The 14,686-nt window shown below is 65.3% G+C and carries 13 protein-coding genes and 1 other RNA gene; all 14 read left to right on the top strand.

Annotation, left to right across the window (positions count from 1 at the left end; genetic code table 11):
* Nucleotides 1–284 precede the first annotated feature (284 nt).
* The 14 genes from ACCQ10_RS10355 to ACCQ10_RS10290 all read left to right on the top strand — a co-directional run bounded on the left by ACCQ10_RS10355 (nt 285) and on the right by ACCQ10_RS10290 (nt 14,669).
* Nucleotides 285–1,229, top strand: coding sequence for a chemotaxis protein CheV (locus ACCQ10_RS10355; RefSeq protein ID WP_003482947.1), 945 nt, complete (start codon nt 285–287; stop codon nt 1,227–1,229).
* 294 nt (nt 1,230–1,523) lie between these two features.
* Nucleotides 1,524–1,596, top strand: a non-coding RNA gene (locus tag ACCQ10_RS10350) — sX9 sRNA.
* A gap of 114 nt (nt 1,597–1,710) precedes the next feature.
* The gene (flgB, locus tag ACCQ10_RS10345; RefSeq protein WP_039415202.1) at nt 1,711–2,112 is read left to right on the top strand and encodes a flagellar basal body rod protein FlgB; all 402 of its coding nucleotides are present in this window, start codon (nt 1,711–1,713) and stop codon (nt 2,110–2,112) included.
* A gap of 3 nt (nt 2,113–2,115) precedes the next feature.
* A complete protein-coding gene (gene flgC / locus ACCQ10_RS10340) occupies nt 2,116–2,523 on the top strand; it encodes a flagellar basal body rod protein FlgC (RefSeq protein ID WP_005914451.1) in 408 nt (135 codons plus the stop codon).
* A gap of 34 nt (nt 2,524–2,557) precedes the next feature.
* Nucleotides 2,558–3,223, top strand: a complete 666-nt coding sequence (locus tag ACCQ10_RS10335) for a flagellar hook assembly protein FlgD (protein ID WP_039564604.1) — start codon at nt 2,558–2,560, stop codon at nt 3,221–3,223.
* Between the two features lie 31 nt (nt 3,224–3,254).
* A complete protein-coding gene (flgE, locus tag ACCQ10_RS10330) occupies nt 3,255–4,478 on the top strand; it encodes a flagellar hook protein FlgE (protein WP_372363007.1) in 1,224 nt (407 codons plus the stop codon).
* A 136-nt stretch (nt 4,479–4,614) separates the two neighbouring features.
* Nucleotides 4,615–5,370, top strand: coding sequence for a flagellar basal-body rod protein FlgF (gene flgF / locus ACCQ10_RS10325; protein ID WP_019300290.1), 756 nt, complete (start codon nt 4,615–4,617; stop codon nt 5,368–5,370).
* 864 nt (nt 5,371–6,234) lie between these two features.
* The gene (gene flgG, locus ACCQ10_RS10320) at nt 6,235–7,020 is read left to right on the top strand and encodes a flagellar basal-body rod protein FlgG (RefSeq protein WP_047696168.1); all 786 of its coding nucleotides are present in this window, start codon (nt 6,235–6,237) and stop codon (nt 7,018–7,020) included.
* Between the two features lie 38 nt (nt 7,021–7,058).
* Nucleotides 7,059–7,751, top strand: coding sequence for a flagellar basal body L-ring protein FlgH (flgH, locus tag ACCQ10_RS10315; RefSeq protein ID WP_047696166.1), 693 nt, complete (start codon nt 7,059–7,061; stop codon nt 7,749–7,751).
* 10 nt (nt 7,752–7,761) lie between these two features.
* Nucleotides 7,762–8,880 (top strand): flagellar basal body P-ring protein FlgI, encoded by a 1,119-nt coding sequence (locus ACCQ10_RS10310; RefSeq protein WP_047696164.1) that lies wholly within the window; start codon nt 7,762–7,764, stop codon nt 8,878–8,880.
* Nucleotide 8,881: 1 nt separating this feature from the next.
* Entirely contained in the window at nt 8,882–10,060 is a 1,179-nt protein-coding gene (locus ACCQ10_RS10305) for a flagellar assembly peptidoglycan hydrolase FlgJ (protein WP_372363006.1), read from the top strand.
* A gap of 11 nt (nt 10,061–10,071) precedes the next feature.
* The gene (gene flgK, locus ACCQ10_RS10300; RefSeq protein ID WP_372363005.1) at nt 10,072–11,946 is read left to right on the top strand and encodes a flagellar hook-associated protein FlgK; all 1,875 of its coding nucleotides are present in this window, start codon (nt 10,072–10,074) and stop codon (nt 11,944–11,946) included.
* Nucleotides 11,946–13,151, top strand: a complete 1,206-nt coding sequence (gene flgL, locus ACCQ10_RS10295; protein ID WP_372363004.1) for a flagellar hook-associated protein FlgL — start codon at nt 11,946–11,948, stop codon at nt 13,149–13,151. The genes flgK and flgL overlap by 1 nt, the downstream gene beginning before the upstream one ends.
* A 318-nt stretch (nt 13,152–13,469) precedes the next feature.
* Complete coding sequence (locus ACCQ10_RS10290; RefSeq protein ID WP_184374252.1) at nt 13,470–14,669, top strand: flagellin; 1,200 nt, start codon at nt 13,470–13,472, stop codon at nt 14,667–14,669.
* The last annotated feature ends 17 nt before the right edge of the window (nt 14,670–14,686 follow it).

Raw genomic sequence — 14,686 nt, 5'->3', positions numbered from 1 at the left:
CAATGCAAGCGGCGTGCCTGTTTTCGAATCGGGAATCGGGAATCGGGAATCGGGAATCGGGAATCGGGAATGGGGAATCGGTTGGTGGCTGAGAGGTGGTCGGCCTTCGTTGCCGCCGTGCGATTTACTAGGTGAAAGTTATCAGCAAGCAAAGTCACTGCCCTTCGCCTCGGGCTTGCTGCGGAAAGCCCACCCCTCGCTTTTACGATTCCCCATTCCCAACAGCGCCCCCAACCAACCATAAAGCCCTCAAGTTTCCCGAGAGCGCTGTCGATATCTGCCCCATGACCCACGATCTGCTCAACCGCATCGACCAGCGCACCCGACTGGCTGGCCACAATCGCCTGGCCCTGCTGCTGTTTCGGCTGGGTGGACGCCAGCTTTTTGGCGTCAACGTCTTCAAGGTGCAGGAAGTGCTGCGCCGCCCGGAGCTGTTCCAGGTGCCGGGCCTGCCGACCGAGTTCGCCGGCGTGGCCGACGTGCGCGGGCGCTCGGTGCCGGTGCTGGACTTGGGCCTGGCCATCGGCCACCCGGAGCGCGATTCGCACTCCGAGAACGGGCCTGGCTACCTGGTGGTGGCCGAGTTCAACCGCTCGGTGCAGGGCTTTCTGGTCAGCGGCGTGGAGCGCATCGTCAATATCGCGGTGGAAGACATCCACCCGCCACCGGAACTGGGCGCCGAAGCCACTTATTTGACGGCAGTGACGCGCTTCCAGGGCGAACTGATCCAGGTCATCGACGTGGAAAGCGTCCTGGCCGACATCGCCAAGGTCAGCAAGGACGTGCAGCTGGACCCGTCGCTGCAGCTGGTGGCCTACGACCGCCAGTTCCAGGTGCTGGTGGTGGACGATTCGCGCGTGGCGCGCCAGCAGATCCGCAGCGTGCTCGACCAGCTGGGCGTCTCGGCCACCCTGCTCTCGGACGGCCGCCAGGCGCTGGACCACCTGCTGCAGGTGGCCGCATCCGGCGAGAACCCGGCAGACCGCTATGCCATGGTCATCTCCGACATCGAGATGCCGGCCATGGACGGGTACACACTGACGACGGAAATCCGGCGCACGCCGGGCCTGCAGGGCCTGTATGTGCTGCTGCACACCTCCTTGTCGGGCGTGTTCAACAACGCCATGGTCGAGCAGGTCGGTGCCAACGCCTTCGTGGCCAAGTACAGTGCCCACGAGCTGGCCGACTACGTGCTGGCGCGCCTGAAAGTAGTCGCCGAAGCGGCCTGATCCAATTGTGCGGCCGTTCCACCCTACGGGTGACGGCCAGCCCCCACTTCCGAAAGACCTGGGAATACAGTGGTTGCCGTACGCAAGCACACGCCTTGAACAGGCGACGGCGCAGCTGATCGCACGCTGCGCTGAGCTAGTTGCTGCCAAACAATCCTGGTTGGCCTGCAAGTTGCACAGCCAGTGGCAGCATCTACCCGAGCAGCAGCTCGCTTGGTGATTTCTGGCAGCCAAGCGCAGCTGACATATCCCCTGCGCAGCTGCCAGGCGAGCGCGGCCGCTGCGCGAATCGGCCTGTAGCACGCTTGCACTCCGATCTGCACGACGGCCGCACCTACCTGACGGCTGCTCGCGAGGTTTGTTAGCTGCTCCAAGGCCGTCCGTCGGGCACTGCGGATGTGTTGCCAGCTCCGCACCCGTACCATCCTGTGTTTGGCACAAACATTGCTTACTCCCTGGCAACACTTCGCGGGAGAGCACCGTGTCCAGTCCCTTCTCTTCATTCCTCGGCGTCCATGGCGACGCGTTGGCGCTGCGCGAGCAGCGCATGAAGCTCATTGCCAGCAATCTGAGCAATGTGGACACCCCTGGCTACAAGGCCAAGGATCTCAACTTCGAAGCGGCGCTGAAGTCGGCCCAGGGCGTGCAGGACGGCGGCCTGATGCAGGCCACCGATGCCAAGCACTATGAAGTGGGCGGCGCGGCCGGGCTCAACCCGTTCCAGATCACCCGCGAATCCGACCAGCCCAGCCTTGACGGCAATACCGTCGATCCCGATGCCGAACGCGCCGCCTACGGCCGCGCCGCGCTGGAATACCGCGCGTCGCTGAGCTTCCTCGAATCCAAGGTGCGCTCGATGCTCACCGCGATCACGGGCCAATAAGTCATGAGCAACCTTCCCATCTTCGATGTGGCCGGCTCGGCGCTGCACGCGCAGTCGGTGCGCCTGAGCACCATCGCGTCCAACCTGGCCAATGCGGACTCTGTCGCGGGCTCGGCCGAAGCGACCTACAAGCCGATCGAGCCGATCTTCCAGGCCCAGCAGAGCCGTCAGGACCCGAGCCTGACCTCGGTCAACGTCAAGGAGATCACCACCACCAATGCGCCGCCGATCCGTCGCTACGAGCCCGGTCATCCGCTGGCCGATGCCGACGGTTACGTGTTCTCGCCCGACGTGGACCCGGTCTCGCAGATGGTCAACATGATTTCCGCCTCGCGCAATTACCAGGCCGGCGTGGAAATGCTCAATACCGCCAAGGAACTGGCGCTCGCGACCCTGACCATGGGTCGCTGACCCGTCCTAGCCATTCCCTAACGGAACACTCCAGATGAGCACGATCGGTAGCGATCTCTACAAAAGTCTCGGCCTGAGCACCGGCAGCACCGTCGCCAAGAAGGAAGAAGCACTCGGCCAGGCCGACTTCCTCAAATTGATGACCGAACAGCTGCAGCATCAGGACCCGCTCAAACCGATGGAAAACAGCGCGTTTCTGGGCCAGTTGGCGCAGTTCTCCACCGTGCAGGGCATCGGCGACCTCAATACCAAGGTCGGCAATTTCACCACCTCGATGAACAGCGATCAGGTGCTCAAGGGCGCGGCGCTGGTCGGCCACAACGTGCTGGTGCCCTCCGCGCAGGTGGCGATCGACGCCACCGGCTCGGCCAAGGGCGTGGTCGCTGCGACCTCGGCCGGCACCGTCAACTTCGAAATCACCGATGCCAACGGCGCGTTCGTCAAGCAGCTCAGCGTGCCGGCCAGCGCCGCCGGTGAGGTGTCGTTCGCCTGGGACGGCACCGATGCCAACGGCAACCGCATGGCCGCGGGCAAGTACGGCATCACCGCGACCCAGACCGACACCGCCGGCTCCAAAAGCAAGTTGTCCACCTACGTCGATGCGCCGGTGGACAGCGTCACCATCGGCTCGGACGGCCTGTATCTCAACCTGACGGGGCTTGGCACCTCCCCGCTCGCCAACGTGCTCCGCGTCAGCTGAGCCGGCAACCGACACTTAAAGGAACTCATCCATGGCTTTCAATACCTCGTTGTCCGGCATCAACGCAGCCAATGCCGATCTGAACGTCACCTCCAACAACATCGCCAACGTCAACACGACCGGGTTCAAGGAGTCGCGCGCCGAGTTTGCCGACATGTTCCAGAGCACCAGCTACGGCCTGTCGCGTAACGCGGTGGGTTCGGGCGTACGCGTCAGCAACGTGGCGCAGCAGTTCTCGCAGGGCAATATCGACCCGACCGGCCGCAGCCTGGACCTGGCGGTCTCCGGCGAAGGCTTCTTCACCGTGTCATCCAATGGCGCCAAGATGTACACCCGCGCCGGCAACTTCCAGACCGACGCCAACGGCTATGTGGTCAACCCGCAGGGCGCACGCCTGCAGGTGTTCGCGCCCAACCCGAGCGGCAACGGTTTCGACGTGGGCCGCCTGTCGGACCTGCAGCTGCTGACCACCGACAGCCCGCCCAAGTCGACCTCCACGGTCAACCTGGCCTTCACCCTGCCCGGCAACGCCACCGCACCGGCCGTGACCCCGTTCAGCCCGGCCGACGACAAGACCTATAGCCACTCCACCGGCGGCATCAACGTCTACGATTCGCTGGGCGTCAGCCACGTGCAGACATCCTACTTCGTCAAGACCGCCAACCCGAACGAGTGGCAGGTGCACAACTACGTGGACGGCGCCGCAGTTGGCGCACCGACCACCCTGCAGTTCTCCGACACCGGCGCGTTGACCACCCCGGCCAACGGCATCATCGCCATGGACCCGTTCACCCCGAGCACCGGTGCCGGCGTGCTGAACATGCAGCTCAATGTCAGTGGCTCCACCCAGTACGGCGAAGCCTTCGCACTGCGCGACACCCGCCAGGACGGCTACGCCAGCGGCAAGCTCAACGAGATCAGCATCGACACCAGCGGTGTGGTGTTTGCGCGCTACTCCAACGGTGCCGACAAGCCGCTGGGCCAGGTGTCGCTGGCCAGCTTCGTCAACCCGCAGGGCCTGCAGTCGCAGGGCAACAACATGTGGGCCGAAAGCTACACCTCCGGCGCCGCCCGCGTGGGCGCCCCGGACACCTCGGACCTGGGCCAGATCGAATCCGGCTCGCTGGAGGCCTCCACCGTGGACCTGACCGAGCAGCTGGTGAACATGATCGTGGCCCAGCGCAACTTCCAGGCCAACTCGCAGATGATCTCGACCCAGGACCAGGTCACCCAGACGATCATCAATATTCGTTAATGACATTCGGGACCCGGGACTCGGGACCCGGGACTCGGGACCCGGGTCTCGGAAAAGCAAAAGCCGATGCTTCGTCGCTCTTGCTCTTCCGGGTCCCGAGTCCCGGGTCCCCGGTCCCGGCCCTTAAGGAATTCCCATGGACAAAGCCCTCTACGTCGCGATGACCGGTGCCCGCGCCTCCCTGCAGGCGCAGAGCACCGTGTCGCACAATCTCGCCAACGTCGATACGGTGGGGTTCAAGGCCGCGCTGGCCAATACCGAGGCGTTCAAGATCCAGGGCAAGGGCTATCCGTCGCGGATCGATGCGCTGCATGTGGACCAGGGCTTCGATCGCAGCCAGGGCCATCAGAAGGTCACCGGCAACCCGCTGGACGTGTCGCTGCAGCAGGACCGCTGGCTGGCGGTGCAGTCGCCCGATGGCAGCGAGGCCTACACCCGCAACGGCGAACTGGCGCTCACTGCCAATGGCCAGCTGGTCACCGCCAATGGGCACGCCGTGCTGGATGAAGGCGGCAACCCGATGACCATCCCGCCGCACCAGGCTATGGAAATCGGCAGCGACGGCAGCATTTCCATCATTCCGCAGGGCGAAGGCCCGCAGACCATGGCCATCGTCGGCAAGATGAAGGTGGTCGATGCCCCCGCCGACCGTTTGACGCGGCGCCCGGACGGGCTGATGCGCAACACCAGCACCGACCCGGCGCAGGCATTTGCGGTAGCCACCGGCAAGACCATCAACAGCGGCATGCTGGAAGGCAGCAACGTGGACGCCGCCGGCGCCCTGGTGGAAATGATCCAGTTGCAGCGCCAGTTCGAGATGCAGGTCAAGATCATCAAGAACGGCGACGACAACGCGCAGTCGGCCAATTCGCTACTGCGGGTGAGCGGCTAATAACGGCTCCAGGCAGGCAGCACCGTCGGATAGGCTGTTGCCAGCCACGCTGTCAGCAGTTGGGAGACAGTTTGGCGGGTTTATTGCAGAGCGAATGATCTGAGCCTTTGCCGCGGACGCGCTGATCTTCAGCTTGGCTGCAGGGCCCTTGCCCGCCCACCATCGCAGGACACGCTGCAAGTACGTCCTTGTAAGCTCCTTGGCGGCATCCATGCCGCCAAGGGTCCCGCGACGGCGGGCGGGCAAGGACCAGTCGAGTTGGCCGGTCTGTCTATGAGAGCAGTGCTTGAAGCGCATTTAGATCGTCACCCGCATGTCTGTCATCGCGCCTGGAGCTGCACCAAACAGTTGCACCAAACAAGCGATCCGTAACAACAAGCAAACCGAGGCCTGCAACGACCCGCTCTCGATTGGCTGCCAGCCAACTGTCTGGTGCGGTGTCCTCGCCGATTGCGGGACCGTGTGGCGGCATGGATGCCGCCACCGAGCCTACAAGGACGTACTTGCGGCGTGTCCCGCGAGCGGTGAGGGCACCGCGCGCTCAACCAACCCGACTGTTGACTGCGCCGCAATGCCAGCCTGCAAATCCCAAAGCCCTTTCGCACGCAGCACGAAGAATTCACACGTCGTCGGACACATCGCTGACCGGCGACCGATCTACCGCGCCTGATCGGCCGCGCAGGTTTCCACCGCTCCCGCTTCGCCGGTGCCTACTGCCGCCAGCACTGCCCCGCGAAGGCCGCCGCTCCCCCTCGGCGTGACCCACCGCACACCCGGCAGAAATCCGGCGCCACTTTGGCACGCCACGTGCATATACCCACCCGTACCCGGAACACATCCCCGGGTCTAACGAGGAATCGGGTCATGAATCAGGCTTTGTGGGTCGCCAAAACCGGGCTGGATGCGCAGCAGACGCGCATGTCGGTCATTTCCAACAACCTGGCCAATACCAATACCACCGGCTTCAAGCGCGACCGTGCCGCGTTCGAAGACCTGTTGTACCAACAAGTGCGTGCGCCCGGCGGCTCGACCTCCGCGCAGACGCAGCTGCCGACCGGCCTGCAACTGGGTACCGGCGTACGCGTGGTGTCCACCTTCAAGGGCTTCGACCAGGGCAGCCAGCAGCAGACCGGCCGCGCGCTCGACGTGATGGTCAACGGCCGTGGCTTCTTCGAAGTGCAGATGCCCGACGGCACCTCCGCCTACACGCGCGACGGCACCTTCCAGATCAATGCGCAGGGTGAGCTGGTCACCAACAGCGGCTACCCGCTGCAGCCGGGTATCCAGGTGCCGGAAGGCGCGCAGTCGCTGACCATCGGCAACGACGGCACCATCAGCGTCACCCTGGCCGGCCAGGCCGCCGCGCAGGAAATCGGCGCGCTGACGCTGACCGACTTCATCAACCCCTCGGGCCTGCAGTCCAAGGGCGAGAACCTGTTCGTCGAAACCACCGCCTCCGGCCCCGCGCAGAACGGCACCCCCGGCCTCAATGGCCTGGGCAACACCGTGCAGGGCGCGCTGGAAGGCAGCAACGTCAATACGGTGGAAGAGCTGGTGAGCATGATCGAGACGCAGCGCGCCTACGAAATGAATGCCAAGGCCATCTCCACCACCGACTCCATGCTCGGTTACTTGAACAACAACGTCTGATCGGCTCGCCGCTCACCGCCCTCTCAGGAACTTACGCCATGTCCCGCCTGCCTTCCCTCTCCTCTCTGTGCTTGGCCATCGCCTGCAGCGCGCTGCTGGGTGGCTGCGTGGCCGCCGGCGATGTGCGGCCGTTTGCAGCGATGGCGCCGATCGTGCCGGTGGTCGCGCCGGTGGCGCAGCCCACCGCCGGTGCGATCTACGCTGCCGGCCCGAGCCTGAATCTGTATGGCGACCGCCGCGCCCGCGATGTCGGTGACCTGCTGACGGTGAACCTGATCGAAAACACCACCGCCTCGTCCACCGCCAACACCACCGTCAGCAAGTCCGACAGCGTGGACATGAGCACCCCCACGCTGCTCGGCGTGCCGCTCACCGTCAACGGCACCGACGTGCTGCGCAATTCCACCAGCGGCGATCGCAGTTTCGACGGCAAGGGCAACACCGCGCAGAGCAACCGCATGCAGGGCAGCGTCACCGTCACCGTGATGCAGCGCCTGCCCAACGGCAACCTGGTGATCCAGGGGCAGAAGCAGCTGCGCCTGACCCAGGGCGACGAGCTGGTGCAGGTGCAGGGCATCGTGCGCGCCGCCGACATCTCTCCGGACAACACCGTGCCCTCGAGCAAGGTGGCCGATGCCCGCATCGCCTACGGCGGCCGCGGTGCCATCGCCCAGTCCAACGCGATGGGCTGGCTGAGTCGCTTCTTCAATTCCCGTCTGTCGCCCTACTGAGCCTGCGACCATGAATCTGTCTTCCCTGCCCTTCCGTCTGCTCGCTGCCGCCGTTGCGCTGTGCGCAATCGCCGCACCGGCCAGCGCCGAGCGCATCAAGGATCTTGCCCAGGTCGGCGGCGTGCGCGGCAATGCGCTGGTCGGTTACGGCCTGGTGGTCGGCCTGGACGGCAGCGGCGACCGCACCAGCCAGGCGCCCTTCACCGTGCAGAGCCTGAAGAACCTGCTCGGCGAGCTGGGCGTCAATGTTCCGGCGAACGTCAACCCGCAGCTGAAAAACGTCGCGGCCGTGGCCATCCATGCCGAATTGCCGCCGTTCGCCAAGCCCGGCCAGCCGATCGACATCACCGTGTCCTCGATCGCCAACGCGGTGTCGCTGCGCGGCGGCTCGCTGCTGATGGCACCGCTGAAAGGCGCCGATGGCCAGGTCTATGCCATGGCTCAGGGCAACCTGGTGGTCGGCGGCTTCGGCGCACAGGGCAAGGACGGCTCGCGCGTCTCGGTCAATATTCCCAGCGTCGGCCGCATTCCCAACGGCGCCACCGTCGAGCGCGCCTTGCCGGACGTATTTGCCGGCAGCGGCGAAATCACCCTCAACCTGCATCAGAACGACTTCACCACCGTCTCGCGCATGGTCGCGGCGATCGACAGCAGCTTCGGCGCCGGCACCGCGCGTGCGGTGGATGGCGTGACCGTGGCGGTGCGCTCGCCGACCGACCCGGGCGCGCGCATCGGCCTGCTGTCGCGGCTGGAAAACGTCGAACTCTCCCCTGGCGATGCACCGGCCAAGGTGGTGGTCAATGCGCGTACCGGCACCGTGGTCATCGGCCAGCTGGTGCGGGTGATGCCGGCCGCCATCGCGCATGGCTCGCTCACCGTGACCATCAGCGAAAACACCAATGTCAGCCAGCCGGGCGCCTTCAGCGGCGGCCGCACCGCGGTGACCCAGCAGTCGACCATCACGGCCACCTCCGAAGGCAGCCGCATGTTCAAGTTCGAAGGCGGCACCACGCTCGATCAGATCGTCCGCGCGGTCAACGAAGTGGGCGCGGCGCCCGGCGACCTGGTCGCCATCCTGGAAGCCCTGAAGCAGGCTGGCGCGCTGACGGCGGAGCTGGAGGTGATCTGACATGCGTATCGCAGCCTCGCCCATTGATCTCAACCCGAGCACCAAGGCCGATCCGGCAAAGATCGACAAGGTCTCCCGTCAGCTCGAAGGCCAGTTCGCGCAGATGCTGGTCAAGAGCATGCGCGATGCGAGCTCCGGCGACCCGATGTTTCCGGGCGAAAACCAGATGTTCCGCGAGATGTACGACCAGCAGATGGCCAAGGCGCTGACCGAGGGCAAGGGGCTGGGCCTGTCGGCGATGATCTCCAAGCAGCTGAGCGGCGACACCGGCGGCCCGGCGTTGAACACCTCGCTGAGCACCGCCGAGGCCGCCAAGGCCTACTCGCTGGTGGCCGGCAAGCGCGATGCCTCGTTGCCGCTGCCCGCCCGCGATGGCGCCGCCAGCGGCGGCGACGCGACCCTGGGCGCGGCGGCCAAGCTCGGCGCAGGTGCGCTGGGCGGCGTCGGCATGAGCCAGGTGCTGGACCTGATCGCCGGGCGCACCGGTGCTGGCGAATCCGGCGGCGACGATGCGGCCGCACTGAGCTGGCCGTCGGCCAACGACCGCTGGGCCGATGTGGCCGCCAGCGACGCGGCCGACGCCAATGCCGCCGTCAACGCCAGCGCCGCCAGCAGCGCCGCGGCCAGCCTGGGCGAACGCACTCCGGAAGGCTTCGTCGCCAAGATCTGGACGCATGCACAGAAAGCCGCGCGCGAATTGGGCGTGGACCCGCGCGCACTGGTGGCGCAGGCCGCGCTGGAAACCGGCTGGGGCCGGCGCGGCATCGGCAATGGCGGCGATTCCAACAACCTGTTCGGCATCAAGGCCACCGGCTGGAGCGGCGCCAGGGTCACCACTGGCACCCACGAATACGTCAACGGCGTCAAGACCACCGAAACCGCGGATTTCCGCGCCTACGGCTCGGCCGAGGAAAGCTTTGCCGACTATGTGCGCCTGCTGAAGAACAACAGCCGCTACCAGGGCGCACTGCAGGCCGGCACCGATATCAAGGGTTTTGCACGCGGCTTGCAACAGGCAGGGTACGCCACCGATCCGGGCTACGCCGCCAAGATCGCAGCGATCGCCAACGGCCCGACCATCGACCGTGCGGTGGCCGCCATCGGCAACGCGGCGGCCGATCTGTCCAACCGTTATGCCAGCACCGCCGAGCCTGCCGGGCTTGGCACCATCCGTCGTTGAGGTAAACGCTCATGTCCATCATGTCCACCGGGACCAGCGCGCTCATCGCCTTCCAACGGGCGTTGTCGACCGTTAGCCATAACGTCGCCAACATCAATACCGAAGGCTATAGCCGCCAACGTGTGGAATTTGCAACGCGCACGCCCACCGACATGGGCTACGCGTTCGTGGGCAATGGCGCCAAGATCACCGACGTGGGCCGCGTGGCCGACCAGCTGGCCATTTCGCGCCTGCTCGACAGCGGCGGCGAGCTCTCGCGCCTGCAGCAGCTGTCCTCGCTGTCCAACCGCGTGGATGCGCTCTACTCCAATACGGCCACCAACGTGGCCGGGCTGTGGTCGAACCTCTTCGACTCCACCAGCGCGGTGTCGTCCAATGCGTCCTCCACCGCCGAGCGGCAGAGCATGCTCGACAGCGGTAATTCGCTGGCGACGCGCTTCAAGCAGCTCAACGGGCAGATGGACAGCCTGAGCAACGAGGTCAACAGCGGCCTGACCTCCTCGGTGGACGAAGTCAATCGCTTGACGCAGCAGATCGCCAAGATCAACGGCGCCATCGGTAACAGCATCGACAGCGCCTCGCCCGACATGCTCGATCAGCGCGACGCATTGGTGACCAAGCTGGTGGGCTACACCGGCGGTACCGCGGTGATCCAGGACGGCGGCTTCATGAACGTTTTCACCGCCGGCGGCCAGGCGCTGGTGGTCGGCACCACGGCCTCCAAGCTCACCACCGTCGCCGACCCGTATCAGCCGACCAAGCTACAGGTGGCAATGCAGACCCAGGGGCAGAACGTCAGCCTCAGCGCCAACTCGCTGGGCGGGCAGATCGGTGGCCTGCTGGAGTTCCGCAGCAGCGTGCTGGAACCGACCCAGGCCGAATTGGGCCGCCTGGCCGTCGGCATGGCCAGCACCTTCAACGCCGGCCACAGCCAGGGTATGGACCTGTATGGCGCGATGGGCGGCAACTTCTTCAACATCGGCGCACCGACCACTGCCGCCAACCCGAAGAACACCGGCACCGCGTCGCTGAGCGCAAGCTTCAGCAACATGTCGGCCGTGGATGGGCAAGACGTCACGCTCAGCTTCGACGGCACTGCGTGGAAGGCCACCAGCGCCAGCACCGGCTCGGCCGTGCCGATGACCGGCACCGGCACCGCTGCCGATCCGCTGGTGCTCAAGGGCGTGAGCATGGTGGTCGGCGGCACTCCGGCCAGCGGCGACAAGTTCCTGCTGCAGCCCACCGCCGGGCTGGCCGGTACCCTGTCGGTGGCCATCACCGACCCTTCGCGTATTGCGGCAGCCACCCCGGTCAAGGCCACCGCCACCGTCGCCAACCTGGGCACCGGCAAGATCAGCGACGTCAAGGTCAGCAATGCGCAGAATCCCGCGCTGCTGGCCCCGTCCTCGATCGAGTTCATCGATGCCAACCAGTACACCGTCGACGGCGCCGGCCCGTTTGCCTACACCGCGGGCCAGACCATCAGCGCCAACGGCTGGAGCTTTGCGCTGGACGGTGCGCCCAAGGCCGGCGACACCTTCGGCGTGGGTCCGATGAGTGCCGGCTCCAGCGACAACGGCAATGCCAAGTTGCTGGCCAAGATCGACGATGCCAAGGCGCTCAGCAGCGGCACGGTCACCCTCAACGGCGCGCTGTCGGGCCTGACCACCTCGGTGGGTTCGGCCGCGCGCGCAGCCAGCTACGCCTCGGACGCGCAGAAGGTCATCAACGACCAGGCGCAGGCCAGCCGTGATTCGATTTCCGGCGTCAACCTCGATGAGGAAGCCGCCAACATGCTGAAACTGCAGCAGGCCTACCAGGCCGCCGCACAGATGATCTCCACCGCAGACACCATCTTCCAAGCCATCCTGGGCGCCGTACGCTGATGACCGACCGTATCTCCACCAGCATGATGTACAGCCAGTCGGTCGCCTCGATGGGGGCCAAGCAGGCGCGGCTGAGCCAGCTCGAATCGCAGCTGTCCAGTGGGCAACGCCTGGTTACCGCCAAGGACGATCCGGTCGCCGCCGGCACAGCCGTCGGCCTGGATCGCGCGCTGGCCGCCATCACCCGCTTCGGCGAGAACGCCAACAACGTGCAGAACCGCCTCGGGCTGCAGGAAAACGCGCTCGCGCAGGCCGGCGACAAAATGGCGCGCGTCACCGAATTGGCGGTGCAGGCCAACAACTCCTCGCTCAGCCCGGACGATCGCAAGGCGATCGCCTCGGAGCTGACCGCGTTGCGCGACAGCATGGTGAGCCTGGCCAACAGCACCGACGGCACCGGGCGCTATCTGTTCGGTGGTACCGCCGACGGCAGCGCGCCCTTCATCAAGGGCAGTGGCGGGGTCACCTACAACGGCGACCAGACCCAGAAGCAGGTGGAAGTGGCCCCGGACACCTTTGTCAGCGACACCCTGCCCGGCAGCGAAATCTTCATGCGCATCCGCACCGGCGACGGCACCGTGGATGCCCACCCTTCCAATGCCAATACCGGCACCGGGCTGCTGCTGGATTTCAGCCGCGATGCCAGTACCGGCAGCTGGAACGGGAGCAGTTACAGCGTGCAGTTCACCGCCGCCGACACCTATGAGGTGCGCGACAGCACCAATGCGGTGGTCGGCACCGGCACCTACAAGGATGGCGACGACATCACCGCGGCCGGCGTGCGCATGCGCATCAGCGGCGCACCGGCGGTAGGCGACAGCTTCCAGATCGGCGCCTCCACCACCAAGGACGTATTCTCCACCATCGACGACCTGGTCGGCGCGCTCAATTCCGACACGCTGACGCAGCCGCAGAAGGCGGCGATGATCAACACCTTGCAGTCGTCGATGCGCGACATCGCGCAGGCCTCGTCGAAGATGATCGATGCGCGCGCGTCCGGCGGCGCGCAGTTGTCGGCCATCGACAACGCCAACTCCTTGCTCGACTCCAACGAAGTCACGCTCAAGACCACCCTGTCGTCGATCCGCGATCTGGACTACGCCTCGGCGATCGGGCAGTACGAACTCGAGAAGGCCTCCCTGCAGGCCGCTCAAACGATCTTCCAGCAGATGCAGTCGTCAACCTTGTTCAACATGATCCGCTGATTTTCCGCAGCAAACCTGCGTTTTGCTTCGCTCCTGCACGGCAGTCCCGGTGCAGGCAGACGGAGTTTATTGCTTGAGTTTTATACCAACGCTAAAGATCTCCGGGGAGCTGCCGAATAAACCAAACCCCTTGATACACAACGCTTACGCTTTTCGTCCCGCGGCAGAAAAACAGTAAAAAAATACTGAATTTCGCTAAAGGTTCCCGACGCAACGCCGTTATTCATCTCAGCAGCGGCAACGGCCAACTTGATGGCCCCCCTGCGGAGGCTCCGGGCAAGTCCCCCTTGCCGGAAAAATCGCTTAGGAGAAATCAAAATGGCACAGGTAATCAACACCAACGTAATGTCGCTGAACGCTCAGCGTAACCTCAACACCAGCAGCGCCAGCATGTCGACGAGCATCCAGCGTCTGTCGTCTGGCCTGCGCATCAACAGCGCCAAGGACGACGCCGCCGGTCTGGCGATTTCCGAACGCTTCACCACGCAGATCCGTGGCCTGGACGTTGCCTCGCGCAACGCCAACGACGGCATCTCGCTGGCCCAGACCGCCGAAGGCGCGATGGTCGAAATCGGCAGCAACCTGCAGCGTATCCGCGAGCTGTCGGTGCAGTCGTCCAACGCCACCAACTCGCCGACCGACCGTGACGCGCTGAACTCCGAAGTCAAGCAGCTCACCGCCGAAATCGACCGCGTTGCCAACCAGACCAACTTCAACGGCACCAAGCTGTTGAACGGCGACTTCTCCGGCGCGCTGTTCCAGGTCGGCGCCGACGCCGGCCAGACCATCGGCATCAACAGCATCGTCGATGCCAACGTCGATTCGCTGGGCAAGGCAAACTTCGCTGCCGCCGTCTCCGGCGCCGGCGTGACCGGCACCTCCACCGCCTCCGGCTCGATCAGCGGCATGAGCCTGTCGTTCAAGGACGCCAGTGGCGCGGCCAAGAGCATCACCATCGCGGACGTCAAGGTCGGCGTCGGCGAGAGCGCTGCCGACGTCAACAAGAAGGTGGCTGCAGCGATCAACGACAAGCTCGACCAGACCGGCATGTACGCCTCGATCAAGACCGACGGTACGGTGCAGATCGAATCGCTGAAGGCCGGCCAGGACTTCACCTCGCTGACGGCCGGTACCTCCAGCGCCGCTGGCATCACCGTCGGCGCCGGCATCACCACCGCGTCGGCCGCTTCCGGCTCCACCGCCTCGACCCTGAGCAGCCTGGACATCTCCACGTTCTCCGGCTCGCAGAAGGCCCTGGAAATCGTCGACAAGGCGCTGACCGCGGTCAACTCCTCGCGCGCCGACATGGGTGCGGTGCAGAACCGCTTCACCTCCACCATCGCCAACCTGAGCGCAACCTCGGAAAACCTGTCGGCCTCGCGTAGCCGTATCCGCGACACCGACTACGCGAAGGAAACCGCCGAACTGACCCGCACGCAGATCCTGCAGCAGGCCGGTACCGCGATGCTGGCCCAGGCCAAGTCGGTTCCGCAGAACGTGCTGAGCCTGCTGCAGTAACTTGCAGTCATCTGTCG

This window comes from Xanthomonas sp. NCPPB 1325, assembly GCF_041477645.2.
Lineage (GTDB): Bacteria > Pseudomonadota > Gammaproteobacteria > Xanthomonadales > Xanthomonadaceae > Xanthomonas > Xanthomonas cannabis.
This window is presented reverse-complemented; position numbering and strand designations above follow the sequence as displayed.

Coding starts and splice junctions, on each gene's coding strand:
- ACCQ10_RS10355 (WP_003482947.1), top strand. CDS start 285: ATGACCCACGATCTGCTCAACCGCATCGACCAGCGCACCCGACTGGCT.
- flgH (WP_047696166.1), top strand. CDS start 7,059: ATGTCCCGCCTGCCTTCCCTCTCCTCTCTGTGCTTGGCCATCGCCTGC.
- flgE (WP_372363007.1), top strand. CDS start 3,255: ATGGCTTTCAATACCTCGTTGTCCGGCATCAACGCAGCCAATGCCGAT.
- ACCQ10_RS10310 (WP_047696164.1), top strand. CDS start 7,762: ATGAATCTGTCTTCCCTGCCCTTCCGTCTGCTCGCTGCCGCCGTTGCG.
- ACCQ10_RS10305 (WP_372363006.1), top strand. CDS start 8,882: ATGCGTATCGCAGCCTCGCCCATTGATCTCAACCCGAGCACCAAGGCC.
- flgC (WP_005914451.1), top strand. CDS start 2,116: ATGAGCAACCTTCCCATCTTCGATGTGGCCGGCTCGGCGCTGCACGCG.
- flgK (WP_372363005.1), top strand. CDS start 10,072: ATGTCCATCATGTCCACCGGGACCAGCGCGCTCATCGCCTTCCAACGG.
- flgL (WP_372363004.1), top strand. CDS start 11,946: ATGACCGACCGTATCTCCACCAGCATGATGTACAGCCAGTCGGTCGCC.
- flgF (WP_019300290.1), top strand. CDS start 4,615: ATGGACAAAGCCCTCTACGTCGCGATGACCGGTGCCCGCGCCTCCCTG.
- flgG (WP_047696168.1), top strand. CDS start 6,235: ATGAATCAGGCTTTGTGGGTCGCCAAAACCGGGCTGGATGCGCAGCAG.
- ACCQ10_RS10290 (WP_184374252.1), top strand. CDS start 13,470: ATGGCACAGGTAATCAACACCAACGTAATGTCGCTGAACGCTCAGCGT.
- ACCQ10_RS10335 (WP_039564604.1), top strand. CDS start 2,558: ATGAGCACGATCGGTAGCGATCTCTACAAAAGTCTCGGCCTGAGCACC.